The organism is Priestia sp. D51 (assembly GCF_053345675.1).
In genome coordinates, this window is the sequence record NZ_JBLTIR010000005.1 from 179,877 (window position 1) to 200,135 (window position 20,259).

A 20,259-nucleotide genomic window follows, 5' to 3' on the forward strand; every position below is an offset into this window, starting at 1 on the left:
AGCCTTTTTTATGTTACTCTTTCGCTAATTCTTCATTTAAAATATCGATGATTCTTCGGTCGTCAAAAACTTTCACTACTTTTTTCAAGAAATGATAATAATGTTTGGACTCTATAATCTGCGCTAAATTACGCTTTGCTTTTACTGCGATCTCCTCAGGTACATCTTCATCATTTAAAAGAATCTGCAGCTTGTTTTCCGCTTCTTCGATTGCCTCTAAATTAACTGAAATTTCTCTTTGCCACTTCTTACAGAAAAATGAAAAAAAGGACTTAGAAAAATCTTTTTCTGCTTCATATAAGTCTTTTCGAACACCTTTTTTCCACACTTTGTGGACCATGTCAATATTTTGCAGTGAACGAATAGATGTACTCATCGTTGGTTTACTCATACCCAATTCTTCACTCATTTGATCTAATGTAACAGGTTCATCCATAAAATAAAGCATGCCATACAGCCTTCCTACTGAAGGTGTAACACCATATAAATCCATCGTATCAGCTAAAGCACTGACAACCACATCTTCGGCTTCTTTTAATAAATCATGATACTCTTGAACATCACTCATTTACTCTTCTCCTCTTTTGTTAAATTTATTTGAATTATACTTAATAAATTTAATGATACACGATAAAAAGGAAAAAAACAGAAATTCAGTTCAATTTTTTGATAAAAAAGAAGCCTTCTCTTAAAGAGAAAGGCTTAAGACATAGTGGGGAATACTATATGTTTATCTTTCCCGATTTAGATATTATTTATACGGTATATTTTTAATTATTTTCAACCTGATTGTTTTATTTCTTTTTCGGTAATTGTTTCAGCATATCAATAGCATGTAATGTAATTTGAGAAGCACTTTTATTTTCGTTACGTATTTCTTCATAAATCTCTTGTCTATGAATATCTACAGACTTTGGAGCTTGAATTCCTAACTTTACTTGATCACCATTAACTGCAAGGACGGTCACTTCAATTTCATCACCTATTTTGATTGTTTCATGTAACTTTCGTGTTAAAACAAGCATGGACTCACTCCTTATCTATTCCTCTTACTCAAATAACCTGTGCTTCGTTTCGTAAGCTGTATTCATTAAAATCACTTGCTTAGCAAGCTGTTGCTTTGTATTAATAATAACAGGAGCCTGCAAATTAGCCGTTATCTTTTCCACAGAATCTGACATCGTAAGCAATACGTAAACAGCTGCATCTTCCGCTTGTTGTAATTGAAGCTTTTCGATTTCCTGAGGTTCTAGTTGAAAATCATAATCTAAAAAAAACTGAAATGGATCCGTGATAATAAAAGCTAATTCTTTGGTTTGAATAGACTGCAGAACTTGGAAAGCTTCGGCTTCCGGAAGTGGTAAAATAACAAATTCAGTTTCTTCCAAAAATCCTGGAATCCCTTGATTAAATGTCAGTGTTTGCTGATTATCTATTTCTATATCTCCATGATAGCTTGTGGAAATTTTCATCTCATCACACCTTTGCTAATTAATTTTTTCTTGTTATCTTTTTTCATTATAAAAAAGCTCCTTCTGTTTAGAAGGAGCTTTTTAACGCAAGAAATCTAGCAGCGTAGGCTGAATAATTTGAGCCCCTACTCCCAAAGCAGCACGATGCACGCTTTCTTGTACGGTTAAATCCGTAATGACTTTTTCAATATCTGCATCTTCATTATTTGAAAGCATCTTAGTAGCCGTAATTTCCTGTGAATCAAGGCGGTTTTCGATCAGCTCAAGCCGATTGCTCCTTGCTCCCAATTCAGATCGCTCCGCTAATAGCGTAGACAGCTGCGTGTCTACCTGTGTAGAAAGATCTTTTAGTGAGTTTACATCGTTTTGTTCAAAAGCTGTTTGAACATTGTTCATTAAGTCGAATGCACCTTGTCCAAAGATGTTTTCAGGATGAATATTGACTCTCAGCTGGATACCTTTTGATACCTCAACCGAAAAAGGATCCAGGTTAATAGTTGACTTGATTGTACCACTTGCGTCCTCACTAACAGGTGGCGCTCCTACATTTACACCGTTAAAGATATAGTTTCCTGCCACCTGCGTATTGCCGACTTGCATATAATCCAGCTTTAACTGTTCAATTTCACGTGCAATCGCTTGTCGGTCATCACTTTCATTCGTACCGTTTAACCCTTGCACGACCAGCTCTTTAGTGCGCTGAAGAATGGAATTGACTTGTTCAAGTCCTGATTCTGAACTATCAAACCAAGACTGAGCTTCTGTTAAATTACGTTTATATTGATTTACTTCAGAAAGATTAGACCGATACGCCATTCCTTTCGTAGCGACTACCGGGTCATCGGAAGGACGAGTAATTTTCTTTCCCGTTGATAATTGGTTTTGAAGGGTTTCCAGCTTATTATAGCTATTGCTAATCTGTTTTAACGAATTAGCCGCTAACATTCCTTGTGTGACACGCATCTTTACCTTCCTCCAGTTCCAAGACCGTTTACAATTTTATCAAGCATTTCATCAATCATAGTCACCATACGGGCACTAGCGTTATATGCATGCTGAAACTGAATCATATTGGTCATCTCTTCATCCAATGAAACTGCACTGGTAGACTGGCGCCTTTGCTCCACAGCTCCTTGGAGAGTTTCTGAATTACTTTTTAAGCGGTTGGCTTGTTGGGCATCTACTGACATTTGGCCAATGACAGATTGATAAAATCCATCTAATGAAACAGCTCCGTTTCCGGAATTAATAAGCACCTTTTGACGAAATTGAGACAACAGCTGAGTATTTTGTCCATCTCCTTTGCGGCCAGTTCCATCATCTTCAGAAGAGGCCGAAGAAGCAGCAGCGATATTGTTTGTGTTTTGTTTGATTTTATCAGCAATAACAATTCCAGTTGCAGCTCCTTCTTTTTGAGAAATCTCATTAAAAAAGGACACACCATTCTCACCATCTAGCGTGACACCTTGTTTGTGCTTATCATTAAACCAGTTCACAAATTCATATGCCATTTCATCTAAATCATCAATCATTGAAGCGTAAACACCAGTTCTATTACCACTATTATCTATATATCCAGAAGCCTCAATTAACCCTTTAAGTTTTCCTTGAGGAAATGACTCAGGGTTCCGTATCTCATCCCCTATATGAATGCCCGTCACATAGGAATCTTGATTTGTTGTCAAACTGATGGCATTTATTTGATGAGTTTTCCCATCTAAAAGAGTAATAGGTCCTTGAGACGTTTGAAGCTGAACCGTTACCACTCCTTCTGACGTTGCAGAAGCGTTCCCGCTGCTTTTTGTATACTCTAAAGAAACCGGCATAAATTTAGAAATCTCATCTAGCAGCCGATCTCTTTCATCATACAAATCATTAGGTAAATAGCCATTTGGTTCTACGTTTTGTATTTGTTGGTTCACATTATTTATTTGCTCTAGCAACGAATTTACTTGTGTTACGGCTACGTCACGCTCGTTTTGTAAATCACCTTGAATCGTTTTTAAAGAAGTAGATAAATAAGAGAAAGTATCGCCTACTGCTTCAGCTCGTTCAATCATAACAGACCTGGCTCCTGCTTCTGAAGGGTGTGAAGCTACATCTTGAATGGCCTCAAAGAATTGATTAAAAACAGCTGAAAGTCCATCTTCAGTAGGTTCATTCATAATTTCCTCCATTTTTTCAAGAGCACCAGCGCGTGCATCCCAATACCCCACTTTAATGGTTTCATCTCGATACTGGGTATCTAAAAATGTATCACGTATTCGCTCTACCGTGCTGGCTTCTACTCCCATTCCTATTTGACCCGCAGTCCCAGTCTGATTCATCCCTGGGGCCGGATAAGCTGGGAACGTTTCTAAACTTACTCGCTGACGCGTATAGCCCGGCGTATTTGCATTAGATACGTTATGGCCAATCGTGTAAAGAGCCGCTTGTTGGGCATCCATTCCTCGTTTAGCCACCTGCAAACCATGAAATGTTGAACTCATTCTGCTTTCCTCCGTTCTTTATGCCTTCGAATTAAAAATAGAGTTGGACTGAAACGATCTATTATTTGTTTTTGTGTAATTGAACGAATCCTCTCGCTTCGATGGAACAAGAAGGTCTAGTTCGGTATGAATCAGCTGTAAAGACTGTGTGAGCAGCTGATTGTTTAAGTCATTTGCATACTTTATATCTTGAATGATATCTATTAGCTGTTTTTGAAAGGGTATCAAGATGGAGTATTCAGAGAATGAGCCTGCTATTTCTTCAATGGAGCGAGCAGTATGTCCGCTTTTTTCCATTGCTTCTATACGTTTTGTTTCCAGTGCAGAAATAGCAGCTATATGAGATTGCTCTTTTTGCAAAGAAGCCGTCAATGCCTTTACATCTTGTTTAATAATAAAATTCGTTTTCTCTTTAACAATGACATACAAACTTTTATGAAGCGTTACTTGTTTTTCTAGTATCGTTTGAATTTCTTGCACGTTCAATCAATGTCAGTCCTTTTATTTTTTATAGAAATCTACAATACTTTTAGCAATTTCTTTTCCGTTAATTTCGTATGTTCCGCTGTTAATTTGCTGTTTGAGCTTCTCCAATTTTTCAAGTCTTTCTGGAGATGGTTCATTTCCCTGAAGTTTCTTCGCCTCAGATGAAATATGAATCTGATCTTGTGGATTTTTTTTAGAGACCTGTTCTGTTTTTTCTGATTGTTTTTTGTACGGATTTATTCCAAATAAGTTCGATGGGTTAATTTTCATCTCTCTCACCTCTTTTTATATTTGTATCCGTTATCTCTATTCATTATATCGGAATTTCCACCTAAACCTTTAGCATCCGCAAGGAAGTTGAGACCATTTTCACAGTCCACCTTAAACATAGGTCTATAGATAGAGAGTCTGCAAACATTCAGCACACTTTTACTCTTTTTTCCTTTCGTTAGAACGATAGGTGGGACGCGTGGGCTCTTCATTTGAACGAATCATCTCACGATTATGCTTTTCTAACCCATGTTTAATTTCTTGAGAGCATGAATGGCAAAGTTTCCCTTCCCGAATCTGAGCGTTGCATTGCATGCATGGATAGCTTATATTTGGAAAGTTAGCTAACACTAAGCGACCTTGTCGAATAAATTGATGAATTAACAAATCTGAAACGCCCGTTTCTTTCATCACTTCGTAAGTCGTTGCTGTACGATTTGCTCTTTTCTTCAAGAATGAAGAAACACGTTGAAACAGAGCTTCTTCTTTGTCAAAACATGATTTACATATATTTATTGATCCAATTTTTACAAATAAATGACCGCATTCCCTGCAATTATCTAACGTTCCCATATTCGAAACTCCTCATTTGTTTTTTATTTTACTATCGGTCAAAGTTTTAAATTATACATCTTCATGCACGAATTAAAGTGAGCGAACGAACTGAACGTGCCCCAGCTTCCTGCAAACACTTTGCCGCTTGGCGCACGGTTGCTCCTGTTGTATAAATGTCATCAATCAAGAGAAATTCTTGATTCGTAACCATTGAGGAGTCGACTACTTTAAATTCCAGCCTTTCTGTCAGCCGACTTCGCCTATTTTTCTTTGATTGCTTTGTTCCTGAACAACGAACAAGAGGCATTTCTATTTTGTCACTGATCAGTTCAGCTAGTGCTAAAGATTGGTTAAACCCTCTTTCGTATAATCTCTCCTCCGTTAAAGGTACAGGAACTAGTATAGCTTTTGGATTACATTCTTTCTTATAGAACTTATACCACTGCTCCTTGAATGCTTGGATAATTTCATAGTCTCCTTGAAATTTAAAACGCTCTATTATGCTTTGCATAAAATCACTGTACGTATAAAGAGAACGGTTAAAAAAAGAAGCATCATTCCATTTCTGACAGTCCTTACATGTGTCTAGCTCATAATGAGAAGGAGCCAGGTCTGCAAGAGAGCGGCCGCATCCCCTGCAAACGCTACTGGTGATGATGGGACATCTTTGCAAGCAAACAGTGCAAATCCTATCCGTTGAAGAAGATTTTAACAATGACCTCCAATCGAAAGAAGAGACAAGAGGTTCAAAACAAATCAGACATATTGTCATCGATCAATCAGCCCTTCCTTATAAGCTAGAGCATTCATATGTTCAATATGTCCTTTTGCTTTTCGCATAGACAGAGATTGTCCATAATGAAAAAAGACCACGTCTCCCGTTGGAAATTGAGCACTCCTCCCCACCCTTCCTGAAATCTGCACAAGAGCACTTTCAGTAAAAATCGTTTCTTCTGCTCCCAATACTGCAACATCTATGTTGGGAACCGTTACGCCTCGCTCCAATATGGTTGTCGTTACTAAAATAACGAGCTGCCCTTCTCTAAATTTCATTACTTTTTCTTTTCGCTGGGAATCTTCAGCATGGACACCGTCTACCTTTTCGGTCAGCTTTCGAATCATGTCTGTGATCGGAGCAATCCACTTAATTTGCGGGACGAAGACAAAGCATTGTTTCCCTTCATCTATTCTTTTTTTTACCCATTTCTCAACATTAGCAGGCAAGGTATCTGTTTTTATTTTTTTCTTCCAATTGCCACACCATTCAAACCGAGGAACAGGAATAAGCATTCGGTGATAGCGGGCTGGAATTTTAACTACTTGTTTTTTTCCTTGCTCAACGTCTTTTTTTAATGATTCACTTGGAGTCGCTGTTAAATAAATCTTTGACGCAACGTGTTTAGCTGCTTTTGCAACAGCATAGTGCAGCATAGGCTCTGTTGAATACGGAAATGCATCTACTTCGTCAATAATCAGCACATCGAATGCTTGATAATAATGCAAAAGTTGATGAGTGGTGGAAATAATAAGAGAGGATTCATGAAAACGGTCTTCGCTGCCTCCATACATAGCCAGCACAGATATATCCGGAAATGCCGATTGAATTCTTGGCTTTAACTCAATAACCACGTCTGTTCTTGGAGTAGCAATACAGACTTTCTTTCCGCTGTTCAACGCGGATTCAATACCTTTAAATAAAATTTCCGTTTTTCCTGCTCCGCAAACAGCCCAAATTAACAGCTCTCCATCCTTTTTTATAGCTTGAATGAGTTCATTTGAAGCACGTTCTTGAGCTTTAGACAGCGTGCCTTTCCAATTCATCACGCTGCTTTTTGGCAGGACATTACTTGCTGGCCCTTCCCAGTTTATAAAGGGTGTGCATTCACTTACTTTGCCCATTACAATACATGCTCGGCAATAGTAGCAGTTCTGGTGACATCTACTGCATGGAAATGAAGCGAAATAAAAAGGGCTATCACTTCCACACCGGTTGCATCTATATCGATTTTCTTTTTGGGTTATTGCTTTTTGATAGGAAATATATCCGTTTAGGTAATGTTCATGAATGAGGGGTAAAGGATAGGGAGTCTGATTGAGTAGCAGCTGCTTTCCGCTTAAAGAGCGCTGAAGATCTAAAGAGTAAGGGTATGAAGGATTTAAAGGTGGAGTTCTCCACGTATCGATTTGAGAGAGAGGAAAAGCATCAGGACTAGGCACTTGAACGGGATCTAGCAGTTCTTGTTTAACAGTAAAAAGCATCTCTTCATTCCTTTCCATTTTTATCGTACACATCTATATACGCAAAAAAAGGTGTTTTTTCCTGCAAAAAAAACCAAATCAAATGATTTGGTTTTCGATTACTTTTTATACCAGCCTATACCGATGGCACCTTCACCTAAATGCGTGCCAATGACAGCCCCAAAATAAGAAAGGCTCCATTCAATATGAGGATATTCTTGTTCTAAGTCTCGTTGAATTTCTTTTGCTTCATTTTCACGATTAGAATGAATAACTACAGCTTTCATAGGTACGTTTTCTTTTGCATCTTCATCAAGAAGCTCGATAATTCGTTTTAATGCTCGCTTACGCGTACGAATTTTTTCAAACGGAACGATTTTTTTAGATTCAAAATGGAGCACGGGCTTCACTTGAAGAAGACTGCCAATAATAGCCTGAGCAGCATTTAGGCGACCTCCGCGCTGTAAGTGAGATAAATCATCTACCATAAAATACGCACGCATTGATAGTTTCATCTCTTCGAAACGCGCAATGATTTCGTCAGGATGTTTATTTAATCGGACCATCTCGGCTCCTTCAATCGCATAAAAGCCCTGAACCATACAGCTGATTTCTGAATCAAATACGTGCACATCAAAGTCTTCTACCATGCTACCTGCCGTCAAAGCACCCTGATACGTTCCGCTAATTCCACTAGATAACGTAATAACGATAGCAGCATCGAACTGATCTCGTTTTAACTGTTCAAACAACTCTACAAATTCTCCAATAGCAGGCTGAGAAGTGGTTGGAAGATTTTTTGCTTCTTTAATTTTTTCAAAATATTGATTTGCAGTCATATCTACTTCTTCACGATATGTTTCTTCACCAAAAATAACGCTTAGCGGTACCATATGTATATGATAGTTTGATCGAATTTCCTCTGATATATAGGCGGTACTATCTGTAATAATTGCTGTTTTCATAAGATAGGGATCCATCCTTTGTTATATAAAATAATTTGACTCTATTCTACAACATTTAGGATTAAAATGCATGTAACGAGAGGTTTACCTATTAGTAAAAGCTCCTTCACGTATACATATTAATTAACAAACCTTGAATTTCCCCTACCTGCTTGAGTAAATTTAAACTGTCTTTTTCTTTTTGAAGGATATCATTTGTCAAGTCAACTAGTTTCGTATCCACTTCTTTCACTAGCTTATATACTTTAGTCGTTCCTCTGTGGTTAAATCCTCTTTCTTCATGCAGTTCAAAACCATTTTTAACGACTTCGTTCATAAACTGCTTCACAAGCGTCTTGTATTTCCGCAAAGAATCAATAGTTTGACTTTTTACTAACTGCTTTCCCTGTTCTTCAATTTTATTTATCACTTGAGTTAAATGTTCATAGGTCAGTTCTTTTTGTTTCTTTACCATTACTCCTGTAAATGAAGCCGAACTACTTACTTCTTTTTCTCTAATGAGATTCACGGAAGAAGAAAGACCGTTAATTCGCTGTAACTCCACTATGTATCTCTCCTTTCTCTGTTAGTATACACTTCATTCAGTTTAGACTTTTAGATGTGCTTGCTTGATTAGCTGAAAAGTTTCGAGAGGCATCTGATGCGTGGATATGATGATTATCCTTTAGCTAAGAGTAATACGTATGTGCTGTTCATAAGAAGACAGCTTGTTTTTGCGGGGCGAAGAGGTAACTTTAGGCGTCTCTTTTAACACTTCATTCCAAGCGTTAGAAAGCATCTTCATCATTTGTTGAACTTCACATAAAATAAACGTATCTTTTTTTAAATTAGCCATAATTAATCTCTCAGACATATAGTTGTAAAGGGTATCTAACTGCTCTGCAATAATACCTGCTTGATATGTTAAGCCAATTCCTAGACGATATAAAATATCGTTGCACTGTTTAATTTTTTCATTCGCTGTAAAATAATCGCTGTGTTGAATTGCTCTAACAGCTTCATCAATATTTTGAATAAATTTTTCATACATCATAGCTGTTAGCTCTTGAGGAGATTTATGATAGATTAATTCTTCCGTTATAAAATTCAGCTTCATCACCTTCTTGCCTTCTTTAAATCCATTTTCTATGTGTTGCGCTATAACTCTTAAATTTTTAAAGTATACCAGTTGAGGTTTGAATAAATTCTTTTACGACCTCATATGTATCTGAATGTATTGAAGACCTTCCTTTACAAGAGCTTGCATCAAATGGATGGACATTGTTTTGAGGTATGGATGCTTTTGTCGAAAGTTGAAGGACGAGTAAATGCACAGAGGTATCACCCTTCGCCTTCCTAGAAGATATCTTCTTCCCTTAACTTATCGGTTGGTTTCCTCTCTCATTACACATGACTTTTTACCCACAATTTCAAAAAAAGTTATAAAAAGAAAAAAAAAGTCCGATATACCTAGTGGTATATCGGACTTTTGAACTTATCTTACTTCTACCCAACCGTTTTTGATTGCCACAACAACAGCTTGCGTGCGATCATTTACATTCATTTTTTGCAAAATATTACTCACATGGTTTTTAACGGTTTTTTCACTAATATATAATGCTTCTCCGATTCCTCGGTTACTTTTACCATCAGCCAACAATTGTAGCACTTCACACTCACGACGTGTTAACAAATGCAGTGGACGGCGAATCTCAATTGGTTCGTGCGGATAAGAAGACGACTGTCCTTGAGCTGCTAGTCGACGGTACTCTTTTACTAAACTATGTGTTACTTTAGGGTGTAAATATGAACCACCTTCTGCAACTACTTTCACCGCTTCAATTAACGCATCCGCATCCATTTCTTTTAGCAGATAGCCTCGTGCCCCTGTTTGCAAGGCATGAGTTACATATGTCTCATCATCATGAATAGATAAGATAATAACTTTAGCATCCGGATTTACTTCTACAAGCTTTTTCGTAGCTTCTACACCATTCACAGCCGGCATGTTAATATCCATGATTACAACATCAGGTTGATGTTCTTCTACAAGGTCAATAACTTCGCTACCGTCGTCACCTTCTGCAACTACTTCAAAATCTTTTTCGAAATCTAAAATTCTTTTTACTCCTTCACGGAATAATTGGTGATCGTCGATTATGATAATTCTTGTCTGCATGTTTGATTCCTCCCCAAATCGAACAACAAATGTTTTACTCTATATTGACCCCTATTTATATACATATCTCTGCCTTTTTAAGCGGCTATAATCGGTACTTTAATCATAACAAGCGTGCCTTGGTTAATTTTCGAATGAACAGAAATAGTCCCATCTAACAAATCAACACGCTCTTTCATTCCTATTAAGCCGAACGAATTCTCTTTTTTCTCTTCTTGATTAAAACCACAGCCGTCATCTTTGACCAGCAAAATAGCGTGCTCATTGTTGAACTCTATCTTCACCTGGATTTCCGTCGCGTCTGCATGTTTTAATGCGTTCGTTACAGCTTCTTGCACTAGACGAAACAGTGCTACTTCTAATTTTGAAGCAGTTCGCTTCTCTTGTCCAATGGAAATAAACGTAATCCGAGGCTTGCCTTCATTATAATCTTCGATTGTATCAAGATATTTACGCAGCGTCGGAATTAGACCTAAGTCGTCAAGTGCCATCGGTCTTAAATCATATATAATTCGACGTACTTCGTATAGGGCAGAACGAACCATTTTTCGTAAATCTCGAATTTCCTCCATTGCTTCTTTTGCACTACGTTCCCGGTAAATTCGGTCAATTAATTCTGATCTCATCATAACATTTGCAAGCATTTGAGCTGGGCCGTCATGAATCTCTCTTGACAAACGTTTCCGTTCCTCTTCCTGAGCTTCAATAATCCGAAAGCCAAAATACTCTTTTTGAATAGCATCTTCTACTATTTCCCCTACTTGTTTTAAGTCACTTGTTAAATAATTTAACACAACGGAAATTTGACCTACTAAGTGATCGGCACGTTTAATCGTTTCTTCCAATGTAAGCAAGCGTCTTTCTAGTTCATCTCGACGATTACGCAGCTGATATTCGCTTTGCTGATTCATCAGCAGCTTGGTTTGTAATTCGTGTGCTTTTTCATAAGCGTCTTTTACTTCAGGCTCTGAATAAATTTGAAAATGTCGGCTCACATCAGACAAACGCTTTCGAGCCAACCTTGCCTGAGTTTCTAATTTATCACCTTGCTCTATCGTCTCAAGAACTTTTCCTTTTAACACTTCTAACTCTTCTTTAATTTGCTGATATTCTTGTCTGGCATCTTCAGAAAGGCGATAGACTTCATTTTTACTATCTCCCACTGTGCCAATAATCTTCTCAAAAATTTCATCAAGTGCCTTGCTTGTTAATTTATGTTTCGACATTTACTCACCCCAAACTATACTCACATTCGGAGAAATGTCTATACGTTCATGCTATATATAGTATTCGTATGACCTATCTGAATTGTGAGGATAAGATCCATATTTTCTCCCTATCTGACTTTTTATATCCAAAAAGTAACGGTTGTTTTAGTACCCTCAAACTCGACATCAATCGACGCTTGACTCGCGTTATTTGAATAGATTACCATTTACGCTCACTCTTCAACAGTGACTAACTGCCTGTTTAAATCATTTCATTATTTAGCTATACAAGCCTGCACACTATTTTATTATAACGTATATTCTGTATGGCTTGTTTAAGTGATGTTGAATTTGATTAATTGATGTCTTTTCATAAACATTTTATACTAATAGCAAGTAAACAGTACGTAAATACCCGTTTTTCTTCTATTTATAACGCTAAGGAGGATTTTTTGATTGTTATCACAATATTATACCGTAAAACAAGAAGGTTCACATGAAATCACTATTCAAAAATCTAGATTCATTTGTCATATGAAACGTGTAACAACTGAGGAAGAAGCTCAGCAATTTATTCAAGACATTAAAAAACAGCACTGGAATGCTACTCATAACTGTTCAGCTTACCTAATTGGAGAACGAAATCAATTTCAAAAAGCAAACGATGATGGAGAACCAAGTGGAACAGCAGGCGTACCAATGTTAGAAGTGCTTAAAAAGAGAGGCTTAAAAGATACGGTAGTCGTCGTTACGCGCTATTTCGGAGGTATTAAATTGGGCGCAGGTGGATTGGTGCGCACGTATGGAAAATCCGTTTCCGAAGCGTTAAATGAATTAGGTACAGTCAAACGAACTCTCATGGCGGTTATGCATACAACCGTCGACTATACATGGCTTGGAAAATTAGAAAATGAGCTTCGCAGTTCCGTTTATCTATTAAAAGAAATCCACTACGCAGACATGGTGGAGATTGAAACATTTGTAGAGGAAGCTCAAACAGAAGCATTTACTGAATGGATGACCGAGCTAACAAACGGCCAAGCAGATATTCGAGCAGGTGAGACGACTTATTTAGAAGAAGATGTAGAATGAATTATTTACTCTTATTAAAAAACATTGTACAATTGATAAATAGCGCAACTATTCTGATGGTTGCGCTACTTGTCAATGATTAAAAACCTCGTAAAGACGCATAGCTTTGACGAGTTTGATTCATACATTCCAATTTATAACACATACTAAGTGTCACAATAAGTGTTCGAATATACGAATAAAAGGAGAAACCGTATGGCTCAATATAGACGTTTTCAAAAAAGAGTAAACAAACGGAAAAGAAAACGAAGGCTTTTTACATTTTTTCTGTTACCTATCCTTATTTTAGGGCTTTCTGCAACCGCTTATGGCTCTTATTTATTTGTTAAGGCTAAAACAGTAGCTTCTGATTCTTATGAAGGACTTGGAGATCGCGATAACTCTCCTATGCGTGATCGTAAAATCGATCCCAAAAAAGATGATATATCCATTTTATTTATGGGCGTAGATGACAGTGAAACCAGGAAGTTCGGAAAATCAGCCCGTACAGATGCTTTGATTTTGGCGACCTTTAACGAAACAAATAAAACCGTAAAGCTTGTAAGCATACCTCGAGATTCGCGGGTTTATATACCTGAAGTGAACAAAAAAGATAAAATTACGCATGCGCATGCGTACGGAGGTCCAAAAGCAACTGTAGAAACGGTAGAACAGCTGTTTAATGTCCCTGTTGATTACTATGTTAAAGTGAATTTTAAAGCTTTCACAGACATTGTAGACTCACTTGGGGGAATCGATTTTGATGTACCTTATGCGATGAGTGAAAAGGACTCAAAAGATCGTCATAATGCTATTGTCTTAAAACCAGGAAACCAACATTTAAATGGTGAAGAAGCGTTAGCTGTTGCTCGAACACGAAAACAAGACAACGATATTGAGCGAGGAAAAAGACAGCAGCAGTTGATCGAAGCCATGATTAAAAAAACTGCTTCCATTGGATCACTTAATAAATATGGCAATCTTATCGAAGCTGTTGGCGATAATATGAAAACGAATTTAATGTTCGGTGAAATGCTTTCGTTTTATGATTACGCTTCAAAAAAAGTAGACATCGAAACCATTAACTTAGACGGTAGCGATGAAAAAATTAACGGCGTTTACTACTTCAAACTAGACAATGATTCAGTGGAAAAAGTAAGTGAAAAGCTCCGCAAGCATTTAGGCATTGAATCAACTTCAGATACAACAGAATAATTAAAAAGACCTCTTGGATATCCAAGAGGTCTTTTTAATTAATTTTTTAAACGAAGCCCACGAACCATGTTAAGAATTGGCCTATATGTCTTATCAACTAATCCTATTTTTTCAACGATAATTTCAATCGCCACAAGGAGGATAGCTAGTACAAGAAAAGACCCCCACATTGTTTGTACCTTTGAAAAGATAACTGCCGCTAAGCCAAATATCGCACTCATTCCATAAATAATTAAAACCGTTTGTCTATGGCTGTACCCTAAGCGCAACAAGCAATGATGCAAATGAGATTTATCAGGAGCCGATAGCGGTTGATTTTTTACGATTCGGCGAATAATAGCAAAGAACGTATCTGAAATTGGTACCCCTAAAATAATAACTGGAACAATGAAGGAAATAACCGCTACATTTTTAAATCCTAACAGAGACAATACAGAAATCATATAGCCTAAAAATAGTGCTCCTGTATCGCCCATGAAAATCTTAGCGGGGTGAAAGTTGTAAAACAAAAATCCAAGCGTACTTCCCAATACGATGAAACCCATGCTTGTCACAAACACATTACCCATCATAATAGCCATACCAGAGATGGTAATCAATACAATAGAGGAAACGCCGGCAGCTAATCCATCCAATCCATCAATTAAATTAATAGCATTGGTAATTCCTACAATCCATAATACCGTAATTGGAATACTTAACATTCCGAATTCTAATTTTCCGCCAAACGGCAAGTTAATGAAGTCAATTTGGACTCCACCGTATACAACAACAATTAATGTCGCTACTAGCTGACCGCCTAATTTGATTTTAGCGGATAGCTCAATCATATCATCTAAGACACCGGTAATGATGATAATGATGCTTCCGATTAAAATCGGCAGCGCATATTTACTGTCAGGCTGTAAAACGAGGTATCCAATAAGAAAACTAAAAAATATCGCCAAACCTCCAAGGCGAGGCATAATTTTTTGATGAACTTTTCGTTGATTTGGTTTATCCGTTGCACCTATTTTAAACGCCAGCTTCTTAACCAGCGGAGTGATCAGAATAGATGTAATAAAACAAATAAACAAGGTCAAATATAGCATGGAGACCCTCCTCAGGTTTATGTTAACCAAAACCATAAAAAATGTATCCAACTTTATATAATTGGATAGTATTTCAAATTGCGTATAACAATAATTACTTACTTATTCCCAAAATGGATTATATCACAATGATTCTACTACTTAAATAGAAATTTATTCTCAAAAATTAGCACATTTACAAACTATTAATAGAAAAGAACTGTATTTTTTGGTGTATAAACAGCTGATTTACTTTATTCTTATGTGGTTATTTTATGTAGAACATTTTCTTTACTATATTTTATTAAAATATAAGCGAACTCCCCCCTTTTCGTCTAATTTATTCGTCATCTTTAACTCTTTTTCCTTTTTATTAAGCATATTTAAACCTTTATTTTTATTTCACATGGCCCCACTCATTATATGAACAAACTTTTGACCTATGCATGTCCACTACTTCAAACCACATTCGCTGAATCGTTGTCCTTATCTTATATCATTTAAAAGTTAAAATATAGTGAAATGGACAGAGATAAAATTAAACAAAAAAAGGAATTTTATCAAAAAAAATGAAACTTTTTTTGATACGGTTCGTAATACATAGTAGAAACAGTATCATTCATCTTACATAAAGGGGGTGTTGAATGAACTATGTTTGGTCTATCTGTTCAAACAGTGTATTTGTATGGATTAATTATCTGCGGAAGTCTCACCTTCTTATACATTTTATTTAGCGATTTGTTAGATGGATTATCTGAAGCGATACCTTTTTTTAACCCCACTCTTCTTTTTTCTTTTTTAACATTCTTTAGTGCCAGTGGATATTTGTTCACCTATACGTCATTGCAAAATTATTGGATTATTTCGATTTCCGCTCTTATTGCCCTTCTACTCGTTATTTTGCTCAACGTTTTCGTATTGATTCCTTTATCATCGGCTGAAGAGTCTCTTGCTTTTACTGAAGATTCGTTAAAAGGAAGACTTGGTACCATTATTACTTCTGTTCCTGCAGATGGTTATGGAGAAGTATTTATCGAAGGGGTTAGCGGCACGATCTCCAAACCCGCTGCCAGCTTTAAAAACACTGCTATACCTTTAGGCAGCAAAGTGCTTGTGGTAGATATACAAAGGGGCAACGCACTCGTTGTGATTTACGAAGAAGTTATGACCAATCACTCATTATAAATAGTATTAGGGGGAGTTTTATGTTTTCAACACCTATATTAGTTGTCGTTGGAATTGTTGTTTTTTTATTAATTGCGCTGATTGCCGTATTTATTACAAAATACCGTACAGCAGGTCCAGATGAAGCGTTAATTGTAACAGGGAGCTATCTCGGAAATAAAAACGTGCACGTCGATGAATCCGGAAACCGCATTAAAATTGTTCGCGGCGGCGGTACGTTTGTGCTGCCAGTTTTTCAGCAGGCTGAGCCTCTGAGCTTGTTGTCAAGCAAACTGGAAGTATCTACACCTGAAGTATATACAGAACAAGGTGTTCCAGTTATGGCTGATGGGGTATCAATCATCAAAATTGGAGGTTCTATTTCAGAAATCGCAACGGCCGCTGAGCAGTTTTTGGGCAAAGCAAAAGAAGATCGTGAAACCGAAGCTAGAGAAGTCTTAGAAGGTCACCTTCGTTCGATTCTTGGTTCTATGACGGTCGAAGAAATTTATAAAAACCGTGAAAAATTCTCTCAAGAAGTACAGCGCGTAGCTTCACAAGATCTAGCTAAAATGGGATTAATTATTGTATCGTTTACAATTAAAGACGTTCGGGATAAGAACGGCTATCTAGAATCGCTAGGGAAGCCTCGTATTGCTCAAGTTAAGCGAGATGCTGACATTGCAACAGCGGAAGCTGAAAAAGAAACAAGAATCAAGCGTGCCGAGGCTCATAAAGATGCCCAAAAAGCGGAGCTTGAGCGAAATACAGAAATCGCGGAAGCTGAAAAAATGAATCAATTAAAAACCGCTGAATATCGTCGCGAACAAGATATTGCCAAAGCTCGTGCTGACCAAGCGTATGATCTAGAAACAGCTCGCGCGAAACAAGATGTAACAGAACAAGAAATGCAAATCCGCATTATTGAACGTCAGAAACAAATTGAATTAGAAGAAAAAGAAATTCTTCGTCGTGAGCGTCAATACGATTCTGAAGTAAAAAAGAAAGCAGATGCAGATCGTTACTCTGTTGAGCAATCCGCAGAAGCTGAAAAAGCAAAACAGCTTGCGGAAGCTGACGCCAACAAATATCGAATTGAAGCAATGGCTAAAGCTGAAGCTGAACGCGTTCGAATTGATGGTTTAGCAAAAGCTGACGCTCAGCGTGCCCAAGGTGAATCTGAAGCTGAGATTATCCGCTTAAAAGGTTTAGCAGAAGCAGAGGCTAAACAAAAAGTTGCGGAAGCATTCGAGCAGTTTGGTCAAGCGGCTATTTTAGATATGATTATCAAAATGCTTCCTGAATATGCAAAACAAGTTGCAAGTCCTTTAGCAAATATCGATAAAATTACGGTTGTGGATACAGGAAGCAACGGTGAAAACAGCGGAGCTAATAAAGTGACTGGTTATGCAACAAACTTAATGTCTTCTCTTCAAGAATCGCTGAAAGCATCCTCAGGTATAGATGTAAAGGAATTGATTGAGAACTTTTCTGGAAAAGGAAATGTGCGCCAGAGCTTGCACGAACTAACGGATGAAATCAAGCAACAAAACAAAAAAGAAGATATCTAAAAATAAAAAGCATGCGGATATCATCCGCATGCTTTTTTAACCTCTTAACACTCGAAGAAGAAACCTAGGCAATTCTAACTGACGCTTCCATCTCCATGGTTCTTTTAATAGTCGATAAAGCCACTCTAAACCAAATTTTTGAAAAACAGCCGGTGCCCGGTTCAATCGTCCTGAAATAACATCAAACGAGCCGCCTACGCCTTGATAAACAGAAGGATTGAGTTTTTCTTTATGAGCAATAATCCAATTTTCTTGCGCTGGACTGCCTAAAGCGACAAACACAATTTCTGCTCCTGAATCATTAATCGTACGTTCAATGACTTCTTCATTTTTTTCATAGCCATTTAATGTTCCAACAATTAAAATCCCTGGAAACATCTCTTCCAATTTAGCTTTGGCTTCATCTGCAATGCCGGGCTTGGCTCCGTATAAAAAAATTCTTTTACCGTTATTAGTTGCTTCTTTGCACAGCTTCAGCATCATATCAATACCCGTTACACGCTCACGAATACGTCCCTTTTTGAGCTTTGAAGCTAAAATCACACCGATTCCATCTGGAATTTGATAAGTCGCTTGATTTAACAGTGACTTTAGTTCCTGATCTTCTTGTGCTTTCATAATTTTTTCAGGATTGATTGCTACAATAAATGATTTTCGGCCTTTATCTATATCCTGAAGTAACTTTGCCGCTAGCTCATCGTACGTGTCGCTACAAACGTCTATTCCTAAGATGTTTTCCTTCATTAAATCACCCGTATGTTGATTTTTTAGTTTTTTACAAACGAAAGACAGGCTGTTCAGCCCGTCTTTTTATAAAGTAGAAACTTTTGAATCACCAAGTAACACTACGTCAAAGCCTGCTGCTTTCCATTGATCACGCTGAATGCAGTTTTTCGTATCAAAAATAATCTTTGTACGCATATGATTTTCAACAGCTGATGGAAGAAGCTCTTTGAACTCATTATGATCTGTTAAAATAAGAATCACATCTGCATGTGCAACAGCTTCATCCAAACTTTGCGTCTGACGTTCGATTTTATTCTCTTTGATATGAGGATCAAATGCTGTGTAATCAACACCTAGCTTTTCTAAGTGATGAAGCACATCCGTTGATGGACTTTCACGCATATCATCAATATTTCCTTTAAAAGCTAAACCTAAAACAGCTACACGTCCATGTTGAATGCCCTTCTCATCTAGTAGGCTTTTCGTTTTTAATGCTGTATATTCAGGCATTGAATCATTTGTCTGACGAGAAAGAGAAATAATTTTCGCAAGTTCTGGCTGAAGCTCCGTTAAGAACCAAGGGTCAACAGCAATACAGTGGCCGCCTACACCAGGACCTGGTAAATGGATGTTTACACGTGGATGATAGTTCGCTAACTTAATCGCTTCCCACGCATTTACACCAATTTTTTCACTGATTTTTGCCAGCTCATTTGCAAAGGCAATGTTCACATCACGATATGTGTTTTCAATTACTTTCACCATTTCAGCTGTTGTAGCATCCGTTACGTGAATATTTCCTTTTACAAATGTTTTATAAAGCTCAACAGTCAAGCGACTGGACTCTTCGTTAATACCACCGACAATACGGTCATTATTTACTAGTTCCTCAAATACTTTTCCTGGAATAACACGTTCAGGTGAGTGAGAAACAAATAACTCACTGCCTAATTCTAAACCAGTTTCTTTTAGCACAGGTAGCATAACGTCTTCTACTGTACGCGGAGGAACTGTGGATTCTAAAATAACTAAATTTCCTTTACGAACGTAAGGAACAATTGATTTTGTCGCTTCTCGAACATAGTTCAAGTTTGCCGTTTTATCTTCATTAATTGGTGATGGTACAGCAATAATAAAAATATCCGCCTCTTCAGCTGTTGTGCCTACCGTAAAGTGGCCGTTGTCAACTGCTGATTCTAAACGTTCTTGTAAGCCATTTTCTTCTATATGAAGTTGCTTATTTTTAATTAATTCTACTGCTTTTTCATTTACGTCAACACCATGTACATATAAGCCGTGATTGGCAAACATAACAGCTGTCGGTAAACCTATATATCCTAAACCAACTACACACAATTTCTTTGTCATTGCAGAAAATCTCCTTTATATGACATGCTTAATAAATAAAACCTATCTGATATTATATCGAAAAATGTCATTTCATGATAGCATTTATATAAAAACATGAAATAATTTCTTTTACTTATTATTATGTAACATTTTATGAGAATTCATCAATAAACGATATAACCATCTTTTGTACAACGGGCTCTAACCCAAAAGAACTATTGAAAATCTCCATGATTCCCAATAGTTCTCCT

At 37.2% G+C, this 20,259-nt stretch carries 22 protein-coding genes; 4 read left to right on the forward strand and 18 right to left on the reverse strand.

What is annotated here, in order from left to right; genetic code table 11:
- Positions 1-13: 13 nt before the first annotated feature.
- The 15 genes from cudC to ACNHOZ_RS20695 form a co-directional block, all read right to left on the reverse strand.
- Positions 14-568, reverse strand: a complete 555-nt coding sequence (cudC, locus tag ACNHOZ_RS20625; RefSeq protein ID WP_028409671.1) for a choline uptake/conversion transcriptional regulator CudC — start codon at positions 566-568, stop codon at positions 14-16.
- A gap of 226 nt (positions 569-794) precedes the next feature.
- Positions 795-1,025 (reverse strand): carbon storage regulator CsrA, encoded by a 231-nt coding sequence (gene csrA / locus ACNHOZ_RS20630; RefSeq protein WP_029714345.1) that lies wholly within the window; start codon positions 1,023-1,025, stop codon positions 795-797.
- Between the two features lie 24 nt (positions 1,026-1,049).
- Positions 1,050-1,472: a flagellar assembly protein FliW gene (gene fliW, locus ACNHOZ_RS20635; protein ID WP_045293745.1), complete on the reverse strand. Its 423-nt coding sequence runs from the start codon at positions 1,470-1,472 to the stop codon at positions 1,050-1,052.
- Between the two features lie 81 nt (positions 1,473-1,553).
- Positions 1,554-2,435 carry a flagellar hook-associated protein FlgL gene (gene flgL / locus ACNHOZ_RS20640; RefSeq protein WP_034264317.1) on the reverse strand — a complete coding sequence of 294 codons (882 nt, stop codon included), beginning with the start codon at positions 2,433-2,435 and terminating at the stop codon, positions 1,554-1,556.
- 2 nt (positions 2,436-2,437) lie between these two features.
- Positions 2,438-3,961, reverse strand: coding sequence for a flagellar hook-associated protein FlgK (gene flgK, locus ACNHOZ_RS20645; protein ID WP_048021755.1), 1,524 nt, complete (start codon positions 3,959-3,961; stop codon positions 2,438-2,440).
- A gap of 18 nt (positions 3,962-3,979) precedes the next feature.
- Positions 3,980-4,441 (reverse strand): flagellar protein FlgN, encoded by a 462-nt coding sequence (locus tag ACNHOZ_RS20650; protein ID WP_223546706.1) that lies wholly within the window; start codon positions 4,439-4,441, stop codon positions 3,980-3,982.
- A gap of 21 nt (positions 4,442-4,462) precedes the next feature.
- Positions 4,463-4,717, reverse strand: coding sequence for a flagellar biosynthesis anti-sigma factor FlgM (flgM, locus tag ACNHOZ_RS20655; protein WP_014457790.1), 255 nt, complete (start codon positions 4,715-4,717; stop codon positions 4,463-4,465).
- A 159-nt stretch (positions 4,718-4,876) separates the two neighbouring features.
- Positions 4,877-5,290, reverse strand: coding sequence for a TIGR03826 family flagellar region protein (locus tag ACNHOZ_RS20660; RefSeq protein ID WP_048021753.1), 414 nt, complete (start codon positions 5,288-5,290; stop codon positions 4,877-4,879).
- A gap of 61 nt (positions 5,291-5,351) precedes the next feature.
- Entirely contained in the window at positions 5,352-6,044 is a 693-nt protein-coding gene (locus ACNHOZ_RS20665) for a ComF family protein (protein WP_155404487.1), read from the reverse strand.
- Positions 6,041-7,531, reverse strand: coding sequence for a DEAD/DEAH box helicase (locus ACNHOZ_RS20670; RefSeq protein ID WP_028412010.1), 1,491 nt, complete (start codon positions 7,529-7,531; stop codon positions 6,041-6,043). Before ACNHOZ_RS20670 ends, ACNHOZ_RS20665 begins: the two co-directional genes overlap by 4 nt.
- A 98-nt stretch (positions 7,532-7,629) precedes the next feature.
- Positions 7,630-8,475 (reverse strand): DegV family protein, encoded by an 846-nt coding sequence (locus tag ACNHOZ_RS20675; RefSeq protein WP_048021751.1) that lies wholly within the window; start codon positions 8,473-8,475, stop codon positions 7,630-7,632.
- Positions 8,476-8,581: 106 nt separating this feature from the next.
- A complete protein-coding gene (locus tag ACNHOZ_RS20680) occupies positions 8,582-9,019 on the reverse strand; it encodes a YaaR family protein (RefSeq protein ID WP_033580405.1) in 438 nt (145 codons plus the stop codon).
- A 120-nt stretch (positions 9,020-9,139) separates the two neighbouring features.
- Positions 9,140-9,571 carry a flagellar export chaperone FliS gene (fliS, locus tag ACNHOZ_RS20685; RefSeq protein WP_080968679.1) on the reverse strand — a complete coding sequence of 144 codons (432 nt, stop codon included), beginning with the start codon at positions 9,569-9,571 and terminating at the stop codon, positions 9,140-9,142.
- A 378-nt stretch (positions 9,572-9,949) separates the two neighbouring features.
- Positions 9,950-10,633: a response regulator gene (locus tag ACNHOZ_RS20690; RefSeq protein ID WP_013059772.1), complete on the reverse strand. Its 684-nt coding sequence runs from the start codon at positions 10,631-10,633 to the stop codon at positions 9,950-9,952.
- A 77-nt stretch (positions 10,634-10,710) separates the two neighbouring features.
- Complete coding sequence (locus ACNHOZ_RS20695; RefSeq protein ID WP_013059773.1) at positions 10,711-11,859, reverse strand: sensor histidine kinase; 1,149 nt, start codon at positions 11,857-11,859, stop codon at positions 10,711-10,713.
- 438 nt (positions 11,860-12,297) lie between these two features.
- On the opposite strand from ACNHOZ_RS20695, the gene ACNHOZ_RS20700 reads away from it, so the two are divergent.
- Together ACNHOZ_RS20700 and ACNHOZ_RS20705 are read left to right on the forward strand one after the other, a co-directional pair.
- The gene (locus tag ACNHOZ_RS20700) at positions 12,298-12,933 is read left to right on the forward strand and encodes a YigZ family protein (protein WP_275210639.1); all 636 of its coding nucleotides are present in this window, start codon (positions 12,298-12,300) and stop codon (positions 12,931-12,933) included.
- Between the two features lie 195 nt (positions 12,934-13,128).
- Positions 13,129-14,127, forward strand: a complete 999-nt coding sequence (locus tag ACNHOZ_RS20705) for an LCP family protein (protein WP_048021740.1) — start codon at positions 13,129-13,131, stop codon at positions 14,125-14,127.
- Positions 14,128-14,165: 38 nt separating this feature from the next.
- Here ACNHOZ_RS20705 and ACNHOZ_RS20710 read toward each other — a convergent pair whose 3' ends face one another.
- A complete protein-coding gene (locus ACNHOZ_RS20710; RefSeq protein ID WP_013059776.1) occupies positions 14,166-15,218 on the reverse strand; it encodes a glycosyltransferase family 4 protein in 1,053 nt (350 codons plus the stop codon).
- A gap of 630 nt (positions 15,219-15,848) precedes the next feature.
- On the opposite strand from ACNHOZ_RS20710, the gene ACNHOZ_RS20715 reads away from it, so the two are divergent.
- Both ACNHOZ_RS20715 and ACNHOZ_RS20720 read left to right on the forward strand, forming a co-directional pair.
- Complete coding sequence (locus ACNHOZ_RS20715; RefSeq protein WP_013059777.1) at positions 15,849-16,382, forward strand: NfeD family protein; 534 nt, start codon at positions 15,849-15,851, stop codon at positions 16,380-16,382.
- A 20-nt stretch (positions 16,383-16,402) separates the two neighbouring features.
- Positions 16,403-17,932, forward strand: a complete 1,530-nt coding sequence (locus ACNHOZ_RS20720; protein ID WP_028412004.1) for a flotillin family protein — start codon at positions 16,403-16,405, stop codon at positions 17,930-17,932.
- Positions 17,933-17,968: 36 nt separating this feature from the next.
- Here ACNHOZ_RS20720 and ACNHOZ_RS20725 read toward each other — a convergent pair whose 3' ends face one another.
- Both ACNHOZ_RS20725 and ACNHOZ_RS20730 read right to left on the reverse strand, forming a co-directional pair.
- A complete protein-coding gene (locus ACNHOZ_RS20725) occupies positions 17,969-18,676 on the reverse strand; it encodes a WecB/TagA/CpsF family glycosyltransferase (protein ID WP_028412003.1) in 708 nt (235 codons plus the stop codon).
- A 66-nt stretch (positions 18,677-18,742) separates the two neighbouring features.
- Complete coding sequence (locus ACNHOZ_RS20730; protein WP_028412002.1) at positions 18,743-20,026, reverse strand: nucleotide sugar dehydrogenase; 1,284 nt, start codon at positions 20,024-20,026, stop codon at positions 18,743-18,745.
- Positions 20,027-20,259 lie beyond the last annotated feature (233 nt).

Bases quoted from the DNA above. Each gene is read 5' to 3' on its own strand.
- cudC (WP_028409671.1), bottom strand. From the start codon at position 568: ATGAGTGATGTTCAAGAGTATCATGATTTATTAAAAGAAGCCGAAGAT.
- csrA (WP_029714345.1), bottom strand. From the start codon at position 1,025: ATGCTTGTTTTAACACGAAAGTTACATGAAACAATCAAAATAGGTGAT.
- fliW (WP_045293745.1), bottom strand. From the start codon at position 1,472: ATGAAAATTTCCACAAGCTATCATGGAGATATAGAAATAGATAATCAG.
- flgL (WP_034264317.1), bottom strand. From the start codon at position 2,435: ATGCGTGTCACACAAGGAATGTTAGCGGCTAATTCGTTAAAACAGATT.
- flgK (WP_048021755.1), bottom strand. From the start codon at position 3,961: ATGAGTTCAACATTTCATGGTTTGCAGGTGGCTAAACGAGGAATGGAT.
- flgM (WP_014457790.1), bottom strand. From the start codon at position 4,717: ATGAAAATTAACCCATCGAACTTATTTGGAATAAATCCGTACAAAAAA.
- ACNHOZ_RS20660 (WP_048021753.1), bottom strand. From the start codon at position 5,290: ATGGGAACGTTAGATAATTGCAGGGAATGCGGTCATTTATTTGTAAAA.
- ACNHOZ_RS20665 (WP_155404487.1), bottom strand. From the start codon at position 6,044: ATGACAATATGTCTGATTTGTTTTGAACCTCTTGTCTCTTCTTTCGAT.
- ACNHOZ_RS20670 (WP_028412010.1), bottom strand. From the start codon at position 7,531: ATGCTTTTTACTGTTAAACAAGAACTGCTAGATCCCGTTCAAGTGCCT.
- ACNHOZ_RS20675 (WP_048021751.1), bottom strand. From the start codon at position 8,475: ATGAAAACAGCAATTATTACAGATAGTACCGCCTATATATCAGAGGAA.
- fliS (WP_080968679.1), bottom strand. From the start codon at position 9,571: ATGAAGCTGAATTTTATAACGGAAGAATTAATCTATCATAAATCTCCT.
- ACNHOZ_RS20690 (WP_013059772.1), bottom strand. From the start codon at position 10,633: ATGCAGACAAGAATTATCATAATCGACGATCACCAATTATTCCGTGAA.
- ACNHOZ_RS20695 (WP_013059773.1), bottom strand. From the start codon at position 11,859: ATGTCGAAACATAAATTAACAAGCAAGGCACTTGATGAAATTTTTGAG.
- ACNHOZ_RS20705 (WP_048021740.1), top strand. From the start codon at position 13,129: ATGGCTCAATATAGACGTTTTCAAAAAAGAGTAAACAAACGGAAAAGA.
- ACNHOZ_RS20710 (WP_013059776.1), bottom strand. From the start codon at position 15,218: ATGCTATATTTGACCTTGTTTATTTGTTTTATTACATCTATTCTGATC.
- ACNHOZ_RS20715 (WP_013059777.1), top strand. From the start codon at position 15,849: ATGTTTGGTCTATCTGTTCAAACAGTGTATTTGTATGGATTAATTATC.
- ACNHOZ_RS20720 (WP_028412004.1), top strand. From the start codon at position 16,403: ATGTTTTCAACACCTATATTAGTTGTCGTTGGAATTGTTGTTTTTTTA.
- ACNHOZ_RS20725 (WP_028412003.1), bottom strand. From the start codon at position 18,676: ATGAAGGAAAACATCTTAGGAATAGACGTTTGTAGCGACACGTACGAT.
- ACNHOZ_RS20730 (WP_028412002.1), bottom strand. From the start codon at position 20,026: ATGACAAAGAAATTGTGTGTAGTTGGTTTAGGATATATAGGTTTACCG.